At 39.2% G+C, this 9,217-nt stretch carries 10 protein-coding genes and 1 pseudogene; 7 read left to right on the top strand and 4 right to left on the bottom strand.

Translation table 11 applies throughout. The features are described from left to right. Positions 1 to 148 precede the first annotated feature (148 nt). The 3 genes from PAENI_RS07005 to PAENI_RS06995 all read right to left on the bottom strand — a co-directional run bounded on the left by PAENI_RS07005 (position 149) and on the right by PAENI_RS06995 (position 3,164). Positions 149 to 1,318 (bottom strand): DUF4179 domain-containing protein, encoded by a 1,170-nt coding sequence (locus PAENI_RS07005; RefSeq protein ID WP_149644783.1) that lies wholly within the window; start codon positions 1,316 to 1,318, stop codon positions 149 to 151. After that, positions 1,305 to 1,838: an RNA polymerase sigma factor gene (locus tag PAENI_RS07000; protein WP_149644782.1), complete on the bottom strand. Its 534-nt coding sequence runs from the start codon at positions 1,836 to 1,838 to the stop codon at positions 1,305 to 1,307. Before PAENI_RS07000 ends, PAENI_RS07005 begins: the two co-directional genes overlap by 14 nt. 282 nt (positions 1,839 to 2,120) lie before the next feature. Then, positions 2,121 to 3,164 (bottom strand): helix-turn-helix domain-containing protein, encoded by a 1,044-nt coding sequence (locus tag PAENI_RS06995; RefSeq protein WP_149644781.1) that lies wholly within the window; start codon positions 3,162 to 3,164, stop codon positions 2,121 to 2,123. A gap of 271 nt (positions 3,165 to 3,435) precedes the next feature. Between PAENI_RS06995 and PAENI_RS32925 the strand changes: the two are divergent. The 7 genes and pseudogenes from PAENI_RS32925 to PAENI_RS06960 form a co-directional block, all read left to right on the top strand. Continuing rightward, positions 3,436 to 3,633: pseudogene (locus tag PAENI_RS32925) on the top strand (alpha/beta hydrolase); the annotation flags it as partial. 378 nt (positions 3,634 to 4,011) lie between these two features. Further along, positions 4,012 to 4,302 carry an ArsR/SmtB family transcription factor gene (locus PAENI_RS06985; RefSeq protein ID WP_405176794.1) on the top strand — a complete coding sequence of 97 codons (291 nt, stop codon included), beginning with the start codon at positions 4,012 to 4,014 and terminating at the stop codon, positions 4,300 to 4,302. Positions 4,303 to 4,318: 16 nt separating this feature from the next. Beyond that, positions 4,319 to 5,317 (top strand): NADP-dependent oxidoreductase, encoded by a 999-nt coding sequence (locus PAENI_RS06980; RefSeq protein WP_149644779.1) that lies wholly within the window; start codon positions 4,319 to 4,321, stop codon positions 5,315 to 5,317. 156 nt (positions 5,318 to 5,473) lie between these two features. Then, positions 5,474 to 6,118 carry a DEAD/DEAH box helicase family protein gene (locus PAENI_RS06975; protein ID WP_149644778.1) on the top strand — a complete coding sequence of 215 codons (645 nt, stop codon included), beginning with the start codon at positions 5,474 to 5,476 and terminating at the stop codon, positions 6,116 to 6,118. 150 nt (positions 6,119 to 6,268) lie between these two features. After that, positions 6,269 to 6,826: an RNA polymerase sigma factor gene (locus PAENI_RS06970; protein WP_076286005.1), complete on the top strand. Its 558-nt coding sequence runs from the start codon at positions 6,269 to 6,271 to the stop codon at positions 6,824 to 6,826. After that, a complete protein-coding gene (locus PAENI_RS06965) occupies positions 6,823 to 7,770 on the top strand; it encodes a hypothetical protein (RefSeq protein WP_149644777.1) in 948 nt (315 codons plus the stop codon). Before PAENI_RS06970 ends, PAENI_RS06965 begins: the two co-directional genes overlap by 4 nt. A 103-nt stretch (positions 7,771 to 7,873) precedes the next feature. After that, positions 7,874 to 8,197: a hypothetical protein gene (locus tag PAENI_RS06960; RefSeq protein WP_076300430.1), complete on the top strand. Its 324-nt coding sequence runs from the start codon at positions 7,874 to 7,876 to the stop codon at positions 8,195 to 8,197. A gap of 89 nt (positions 8,198 to 8,286) precedes the next feature. Here PAENI_RS06960 and PAENI_RS06955 read toward each other — a convergent pair whose 3' ends face one another. After that, a complete protein-coding gene (locus PAENI_RS06955) occupies positions 8,287 to 8,985 on the bottom strand; it encodes a YheC/YheD family protein (protein WP_188114495.1) in 699 nt (232 codons plus the stop codon). Positions 8,986 to 9,217 lie beyond the last annotated feature (232 nt).

Raw genomic sequence — 9,217 nt, 5'->3', positions numbered from 1 at the left:
CCTATCTTCTTCGTTATAAACAAAAATACCCTACCGAGAGACTTTTTAAAAGTGTCTACTCGATAGGGTACAGTTTAAATTGGCTTCGTCTTTTGTAGGTTTGCATACCCTTTTAATCCAAGAGAATAATGTCCTTTTTACAAATGAACTATTGCACCGAAAGTACAGTCTCCAGCTCAGGGATATATTCCTTGACCATATTGTTGTCTTCCCACAGTCCTTTAGTCCCAGCTGGGGCTTGACCTTCGGAAACGACTAAGTACGGTTTGATGGTTACGGTACTCGGAATAGTCTTGAAGGGTTCAAAACGAACATTATAAGATTCGCTTAAGGGGTGAGCACCGATGGGCTTCAGTTGAACGCCACGTTCATCCACAATGTCAAATTGAAGAGCGATGGCGCCCCCGTTAGCCCCCTTATATTTCGAAGGGATAGAATCGAGCATTTCTTCTTTGCTCTGGCCAGGTTTGGTTTTGTACTCAATGGATACCTGCGTTGTGATTGGGGTGATTTCCACCTTACTGATCTGCAAGTTAATGTTATCGTGATGCATGGTCTCCTCTGAAGTTAGTATGGTAACGGGCGTTGATTTTGTAACAGGCAGAACGAATTCGAACGGGACATCGTAACCCTTTAACGTTACATTTACAGTCAAGTCAAACTGATCAGGGAACTGGACAGTCTGTGTTGTTGTGCTCGGCTCATAATAAGTGTTCAAAACCTGAACCATTATGCTGGAAGCAGTCTCACCGTCCATATGTTCGTAACTCCAGAGCAGAGGTTGGCCTTTATAGAGAACCTCAAACTTATCCACCGCTCCTTTATTGGCATCTGAAGGTGGCGAATTGGGCTCCGAAGCCAGACGGTTTCCAGGAGTGGTTATGTTCATAAGAATTCGGGTCCCGTCAAATAACAACGTTGGAATATTCATAGTAACATTGCCATGGGTCACGCTTTGGTTTACGTTTGTGATGAAATCCTCGGCTTGTTGAACACCGGGATCTCCGTTGTTTTCGCCCCATAATGAATAGATTTGTCCCAGAACCGGAATTTGCTTGAGTGCATCAGCCATTGCGGGCGATACAAAGCCGGAAGCAAGGACTGTAACTCCAAGAATTGCAGCGGCTGCAGTGGAAATCAACCATTTATTAAAAGTTTTAGATACATTTTTCTTTTTCTGAACGGGGGAAATGGAATTATCGGTTTCCCTGATGATTTGGTAAGTCTCATTCAGCTTGGAGCGGGCAATATCCGATAACTGATCGGGAAGTAGGCTTTGGCAGTTCTTTAATTGTTCTTCTAACTTAGTGTTTACCATGTCGCAACTCCATTTCTTGATTGAATTGAGATAAATGCTTTAGCTTTTTGCGGGCGCGATGCAGCCGGGTCTTCACGGCTACCGTAGAAATTTCGAGAATGTCGGAAATTTGACTGATCGGCATGTCCTGTAGGTAATGAAGGTGAATGACAATTCGTAGATTCTCCTCAAGATGTTGAACGGCATCCCATATTTCGATTTTCTCATAATCCTTGGAAATGGAAGGGACTTCGGGAAGCTCTCCATAAGGGAGGGCTCTTGTATTGTTTTTGATCATTTTGTTGCATTCATTAATCAGAATCCGGAAGATCCACGTTTTGAAAAAAGCGGGCTCTCTGAGTGTATGGATGGACCTAAAGGCTTTAAGCATCGTCTCTTGCAGGGCATCTGCACAATCCTCGTCTTTGTTGACGATGGACCTTGCAGTTCTATACAGAGGTAACTCTATCTCTTGCATCAACTGCACGAATGCTTCAGAGTCCCCAGCTTTGGCTTTGACGACAATAGGATTAATATGCAAAGATTTACCTGCTTTCTTGACTAAAAGTCTTAGGATGTTCGTAACGTTACTTAAATATTAGATCGGGTAGGTAGCTAGAAGGTTACAACGAAAGTAAACCTAAGATATCCGGGGACTGCACCGCTTGGGCAAATCAGCACACATGGGATTCTCCAAGCATTCTGGGTTCACAAAATAATGTAGTATCTAGTGGGGCAGTTTTGCTTACTAAAAGCAAAAGCCCCCTCCGCCGTTTTGGCGGAAAGGGCCAGTCGTCCATGTTATTTGGTATTTTTATAAATGTTAGGTTTGTTTATTCAACATTATCTTTAAATTTTCTATTTCTCTCTTATAAAAATCAATGGTTTTACCCTCTGTGACTTTCCAGTCCCTTTCTAGCAGCTCAATTATTTCGTGATGCTTTTCAATAGACTTATCATATTCCCCTTTTATTATATATATATGAGAAATGGCTTCAAATGCATCTGTATACTTTGGACTTTGCTGTAGTTCGTAACCTTTGGAATAGTATTCTATGGCTTCGTCGTACCTGCAAAGTTTAGCCATACAGTCTCCTCTGGAGGACCATGCAAGCCAATCCTCAGGATACAAATCAGTCATTTGCTCCCAGAGAGCCAGCGCCTGAGAAAGGTTACCCTCTTCCTTGCATATCAGCCCTCCATATTTTTGATATAAATGACCAGGATGGATTTGGTTCAATTGTTCCAGAATTTCTTTTGCTTCAATACATCTGCCGTCTGCGATTAAGTAGTTCATAAGCCATACATAAGCCTGCCAGTAATCCGGGTGATTCGGCACGAAATTCTTATAATATGCAATGAGTTTATGGTGATTTGAAAAGTTCCAATCAAAAATGATTCCATTCTCCGCATCTCGCAAGGCATTATGATTACTTTTGCTGTCCGGAGCTAATAGCAGCGCATCCTTAGCATAATGGGAAGCCATTTCACGGTGCTCATCTGAACGATGAATGTGTAACTGAGCTAGCAAGGTGAGGGATGGGGATTTTTTTTGCGCATCATTTATTTTTCCTTTTAAAAATTGTTCAGCATAGTTAAAATCGTCTTCGGATATAAAATGTTCAGTACTAATCATATTTCCAATTCGTTCTAAATGGGTATCATCGGTTAATGCAAATAATTCATCAATTGTAACACCAAAAATCACGGATAAATCAGGAAGAATTTGAATATCAGGCATGGTTACATTATTTTCCCACTTAGATACTGCTTGGGATGACAGATTCAGTTTTGCTGCTAGTTCTTCCTGAGTCATTTCTTTTTGTAAACGAAGAGTCTTTATTTTTTTTCCTATCTCAACATTCATTTGGATAACCTCCAATTTGTATCATTTCGACTAGTCAATTGCAGTATAACTTTTTGTATAAAATATCCACAATGACCGCTTGGTTAAGCGGATTAACCTATCAGGTTACCTTGGTAGGACGTTGGTTCAATTTATAAGAAGGGCCATCCGTCAAAGGATGGCCCTAAAACTTACCGATATAGACAGTGCGGTGAATCGTATCATAAGTATCATCAGCTTAATAACGTGAGGCCACCGCGATATTCTTCTCCAGTAATTCTTCCACCTGTTCATTGTAGGTGATAAACAAGGTGCATTTGGTTCATACAAAGATGGTCATGAGCTGTATAATAGAGCGGCGTCAACGAAAAAGGACTTGTTCATTCTTGAAAATGTAAGCCACTATGACCTATACGATCAACCAGAACCAGTTAGACAAGCTGTTGAAAAACTGAATGCCTTTTATAAAGAAAACCTTAATTTACTTTGAACTGCCGTTTATTGGATAACTCAAAAATTATCGCCGTTCACGTTCCCTGTTGGGAGTCGGACGGCGATTTTTCATAAGCCAATGAACCAATGCTGTAAGCTTATTTTCCAGTACTTCAAGTGCAAGCAGCTCACTCAACGTCAATTGTTCTTGATACGATTTGAGATCTATCGACAATTCTGCTCTGAGGGTTGGAGGAGAAGGAATGTAAAAAATTTACTTGTGATCTCGATTTTCTTTCTCAAGGTTGCGGAGCATATCTTGTTATGACATACTCGTCAGCAAATGGTTCACTAACTTAAACGATTGAACGAAACGAAAGCGGTGAGAATCATTAATAAACAGCAACAAGTCGAAGTCATCAAAGACGATTTCAAGATGTGTCAGAAGGTCTTTTTAGCTATTGGTAATGAGACAAGACAATCTATTATTACTGTACTTATGGAGACTACCTGTACGAACGGGTTACGCGTAGGTGAGATTACTGAAAAAACGCATCTATCACGACCTGCTGTTTCCCATCATCTAAGAATCTTAAGAGAAGCCGGAATTATAATGGTGAGGAAAGAAGGCTCTAAAAATTATTATTTTATGGACGTTAGAACAAAATTAGGAGTGTTAAAAAATCTTATAAACCATCTCGATGAATTTATGGAACAATATTATTAGAATTGGAGGTTTCTTAATGAAAGCGATGATCATTGAAAAATATGGGAAAAGTCCTCTTCTAATGACAGACATTCCAACACCTTCAGTAGGTGATTATGATGTGTTGGCAGAAATCCATGCGGCGAGTATTAATCCTATCGATTTCAAGGTGCGGGATGGCAAAACTCGTATGTTGTTGAAATACGATATGCCGCTTGTGTTAGGAAATGATTTTTCAGGTATAGTCACCAAAGTAGGAAATAAAGTAACAAAATTCAAAATAGGCGATGCAATATACGGACGGCCAAGAAAAAATAGAATTGGAACCTTCGCAGAATATATATCTATACATGAGGACGATATAGCCTTAAAGCCACAAAACCTTTCTTTTGAGGAAGCGGCGTCAATCCCATTAGTCGGGCTTACAGCCTATCAAGCATTACATGATATATTACAGCTATCGGCAGGGCAAAAGGTATTGATTCAAGCTGGTTCGGGCGGCGTTGGGACCTTTGCTATCCAGCTTGCCAAAGAGATGGGAGTTTATGTGGCTACAACTACTAGCAATGCTGGAGCTAATCTGGTCAAATCTCTTGGGGCAGATCAAATAATCAATTATAAAACAGAACAATTTGATAAGGTCTTACAAAATTATGATGGAGTATTCGATACGATTGGCGGAGAGACATTAGAAAAGGCTTTTAAAATAGTCAAACCAGGCGGACAAATTGTATCGGTTTCTGGGCTGCCCAATGCACGCTTCGGAGTTGAATATGGGTCTGGTTTTTTAAAAACGAGTCTTTTTCGATTGGTTACCCGTAAGCTAACAAAATTAGAAAAGCAATATAATGTCAAATACAGCTTCTTGTTCATGAAACCAAGCGGGAGACAATTGGAGATCATTTCGGAGCTTATAGAAGCAGGAGAAATAAAGCCTGTAATTGATCAAATATTCTCTTTCGAAGAAGCTCAGAAGGCGATGGAGTATTCTGAATTGGGCAGGGCAAAAGGAAAGATCGTATTAAAGATAAAGTGACAGGGAATTTAACCCAACTCATAGAATATAACTACTTGTGTCAAGAAAGGAGAATTTCTATGTGTTTTCACTGTTATAGGAAGATAAGAATCCGTCACCTCCCTGAAACCAACGTGTTAAAGTAAGATATTACACAAATCATATGGGGTGTACCGGATGAAGATTAATAATAATTATTTGAAGGAACAATTAAAACATGTTTACTGGCTTAATGGGGGGCCTTGTGCTGGGAAGACTACCATGACCAAGAAATTTGTAGAGGAGCTAGGCTTTCAAACATTGGGGGATGATGTCTTAAAATACAGACCATTCACTAGTCCTGTTGAATACCCTGCCCTTCAATTTCCTAATCCTGATTTGGATTGGAATGAGTGGTTCAATAAACCCGTAGATGAGCACTGCGAGTGGCTATTTCAAATCGTCGAAGAGATGATGGACTTCTTTATCATTGATTTGTTAACAATTCCTAATAATAAACCAATTATAATAGATTTAGGAATAATGCCTGAACGTATACTACCGTTTATTCCAAAAGAGAGAATGATTTGTTTTTATACGTCCGATGAAGAGATAGAGAGATTATATTACTTTAGAGAAGATCATAAGATGATTTTAGATTGTATTAACGCCTACACGATAAATCCAGAAGAAACGATTAAACACGGTAACAAATCTATGGTTAAGTTCTCCAATGAGATTAAGACTGCTTGTAATAAAATGGGGATCAAAACCGTTGAAAGAATACCAAGTATGAGCGTGGAAGAACAATTTAGGTTAGTTAGAGAACATTTTGGATTGTAGAGATGACCAAAAGGCAGATCTATTACAAAGACCCCTTCCTTGTTTAGGAGGGGGTTGTCTTTATATATGGGTGTAAATTTTAATATAAGTGCAACCCATCCTAAGAATTCTCTACTATATAGATAAGAGTGTTTAAAAGGAGAAAAACGAATGGAAGACCAAGGAATAATCCACCTATACTTACAGCGTTCACAGCAAGCCATTTTAGAGACTAAAAATAAATATGGGGCTTACTGCAGAGTCATTGCAAGAAACATTATTTCAAATTTCTCGGATGTTGAAGAGTGTGAGAACGATACATACTTAGCGGCATGGAATGCGATACCGCCTAATCTGCCTAGGAATTTTTCGGTATTTTTAGGGAGGATCATCCGTAATATTGCGCTTGATAAGTATGGTTATAACACAGCGAAAAAGCGTAATCGTGAGTTTGAAGTCATTCTAACGGAACTAGAAGAATGTCTAGCTTCGCCTGATACTGTAGAAACAGAGTATGAAGAAGGTGAGATCGCAAACTTAATAAATCAATTTTTATATGGCATAGATGAGCAAGCGAGAAACATATTTATTGGAAGGTACTGGTATTCCTATTCAATAGATGAGCTTTCTATGAGATTTAATATGAGTAGTAGTAAAGTGAAATCTATATTATTTAGGACAAGAAATAAACTTCGAGTTCATCTAGACAAAGAGGGGGTTAACCTATGAAAAAAGAAGATTTATTTAAGGAGATCGGACTCATTGATGAAAACTTAATTGAAGCGGCTGGGCACAATGGAATAGAGAAAAGGAAAAAAGGAATTTCTGAAAAGTGGGTTATTTTGGTTGCCTGTCTTGTCCTATATAGTTCAACCGCTTCAGCTTTATTAGCAACAGAATATTATAAAAATCAAAATTCAGAGCCTTACATACGTTATTTAAATGCTGAAGACATGGAGTTAGAGCCTGCTACTCAATATGATGCGGAAAAATTTCTACATGCTTTAAAAAGTGATAATAATGAATATGTATATATTGCTATTAATAGGCTGGTAGAAAGCTTTAATGATCCCACGTTGAGAGTAAAAGCGTTAAAAGAACTTCAGCCATTTATAAAAAATGAGAATCAAAAAATCGCTGATGCGGCTGCTTTTGCCGTAGATATTTTGTCGAAAAGTTATCGGAGCCCTTATATTGTTAAGCTAGCAGACGGAAGTATGATATTTACGTTGTTTAATAATTATTCGGACTATGGAAGTCAAAATGTCATTTGGAGAATTAAAGATAATGTGCTTAAAGAATATTTAAGTTTTTCTGCACCATCTATGTATATTACAAAAATTATCCCTTCTCCAAATCATAAGTTAATTGCGATCGTAACATGCTCTAATAAAAGTAATTTCGTTCAAATTAGCAATATTGAAGAGGGAATGACAAGTCCAGAGTTAATAGAATCTGCAAGAGTCAAATATGGTGCACAAAAAGAATTAGACACATGGATTCGCACCGATCATGAGAATTATAGCTATGCTGATAACCTGGTGTGGAAAGACAATGATACATTAGTATTTGAAGGTTCTCTTGCCTACCAGAATACTGAGATTATTGAGAATGTTACTGTAAAATATCAGTTTAGTAAAAAGATAATAGAAGTAAAAGAGAAGGGGTTGTGACCATCGGATAAACGTACTTTTTTTTCTTGTCCACATTTATACCTTACCAAAACGATGCAATTGCATTTAATGAATAATATCGATAATAAGGGAGGTTTTGAGGATGGGAAATAGAAAAGCTGGCGGTTATGACCCCGTACAGATCTTTAACTCCACATCGTTTAATGCATTTGGAAAAGTTGAATATGCATCCATCTTATGTAGTGATGACAATTATAATGTTCAGCGTGACGAGACTTGGAAAGCTTCTAGCCGTGGAGTCTGTTTGGTGACTAGAATCACTGCAACGGTTAGAACACCGAGTGGAAATATTCAAGCGGAACCTTATACGTCTTCCGGCACTTCTTACAGCCAGTTTGCCATTATACAGGTAGGGGTAAATAAGTTCCAAGTGACGCGTGTTGTAAGTAACAAAAGACGCAAGTAAAATTGCAAGCGGGGGATTATCAAGGATAGGCACCAAACATGAAAAGACGACAGGCCAAAGATAAGAGGCTGGTCGTCTTTTTTTTCGTTCTAATGTTTCTTATACCATAATATTCTGCGATGCATTGAGGAATCTTTCAAGAGCCGGAATGGGCGTAAGTCCGGTTGATAATTGCCTTCAATGATCCAAATCCGGCAGTTCCTGTCGATGCCTATATCGAACCCGACTTGTCTAAGCTTTGGGTAACGCTCTCCCAGTCGTGTAGCTGCCAATAATGCGATCTGTTCCGCTTTGACAAGCAAGCTCCGATCTCCGATTCGGGCTAATTTGAGTGCCTCAAGGACTGGAATGGTGCGGCTAGCCACATTTGTGACTAGATATCCATGCGCCGCAACTTTCGCGTATGAGCCTGTCACGATCCAAGTGGATGAAGAGCTCTTTTGTCGCTGAACCATTATCCGAATGTCGAATGGCTTGTGTTGAATTTGGGCAAGCTGCAGACGCCTTTGGACAATATATCCACGACCTCTGTTTTTTTTACGGAACAATTTAAGTAACTTATCGCTGTCTGTCATGGTGAAGGCTTTCTTTTCGTTATGAATACGATAGGCGTTTGCACCGTTTCTTTTAATGAACAGGATATCCCTTCCGTAACTCCCGTTGCGGGGTTTCAATACGACGCTTTGATAGTGAAGCAGCATATTCGTTAATGCGTTCTTCTTAAGCAACTGTGTCTCTGGCAGCCGTCCGGCGAGAGAGGAACCTTTGCGAAGGATGCGATATTGCAACCATTTGTCTCTTTTGAATAACATTAGAATCACAGCCTTTTTCAATCTTCTACGGTAATTCTAAGTCAAATTAGGAATCAGCATAAGTGGATATCCGTCCATATTTATAAGCCGAAGCAGGTGAAAAAGGCTTTTAGACGGCTTAATTTCATTACTGTTCAGCTTCGGCTGGGCGCGGATTATTTATTGGCATTCGCCCAAACACTCTTTCCGCGAATGCATATGATGATTG

The sequence above is a fragment of the Paenibacillus sp. B2(2019) genome (assembly GCF_008370385.1).
GTDB lineage: Bacteria > Bacillota > Bacilli > Paenibacillales > Paenibacillaceae > Paenibacillus_AQ.
The sequence above is the reverse complement of the archived record's forward strand: the minus strand, read 5'-3'. Positions and strand labels throughout refer to the sequence as shown.

Bases quoted from the DNA above. Each gene is read 5' to 3' on its own strand.
- PAENI_RS07005 (WP_149644783.1), bottom strand. From the start codon at position 1,318: ATGGTAAACACTAAGTTAGAAGAACAATTAAAGAACTGCCAAAGCCTA.
- PAENI_RS06995 (WP_149644781.1), bottom strand. From the start codon at position 3,164: ATGAATGTTGAGATAGGAAAAAAAATAAAGACTCTTCGTTTACAAAAA.
- PAENI_RS06985 (WP_405176794.1), top strand. From the start codon at position 4,012: ATGTGTCAGAAGGTCTTTTTAGCTATTGGTAATGAGACAAGACAATCT.
- PAENI_RS06980 (WP_149644779.1), top strand. From the start codon at position 4,319: ATGAAAGCGATGATCATTGAAAAATATGGGAAAAGTCCTCTTCTAATG.
- PAENI_RS06975 (WP_149644778.1), top strand. From the start codon at position 5,474: ATGAAGATTAATAATAATTATTTGAAGGAACAATTAAAACATGTTTAC.
- PAENI_RS06970 (WP_076286005.1), top strand. From the start codon at position 6,269: ATGGAAGACCAAGGAATAATCCACCTATACTTACAGCGTTCACAGCAA.
- PAENI_RS06965 (WP_149644777.1), top strand. From the start codon at position 6,823: ATGAAAAAAGAAGATTTATTTAAGGAGATCGGACTCATTGATGAAAAC.
- PAENI_RS06960 (WP_076300430.1), top strand. From the start codon at position 7,874: ATGGGAAATAGAAAAGCTGGCGGTTATGACCCCGTACAGATCTTTAAC.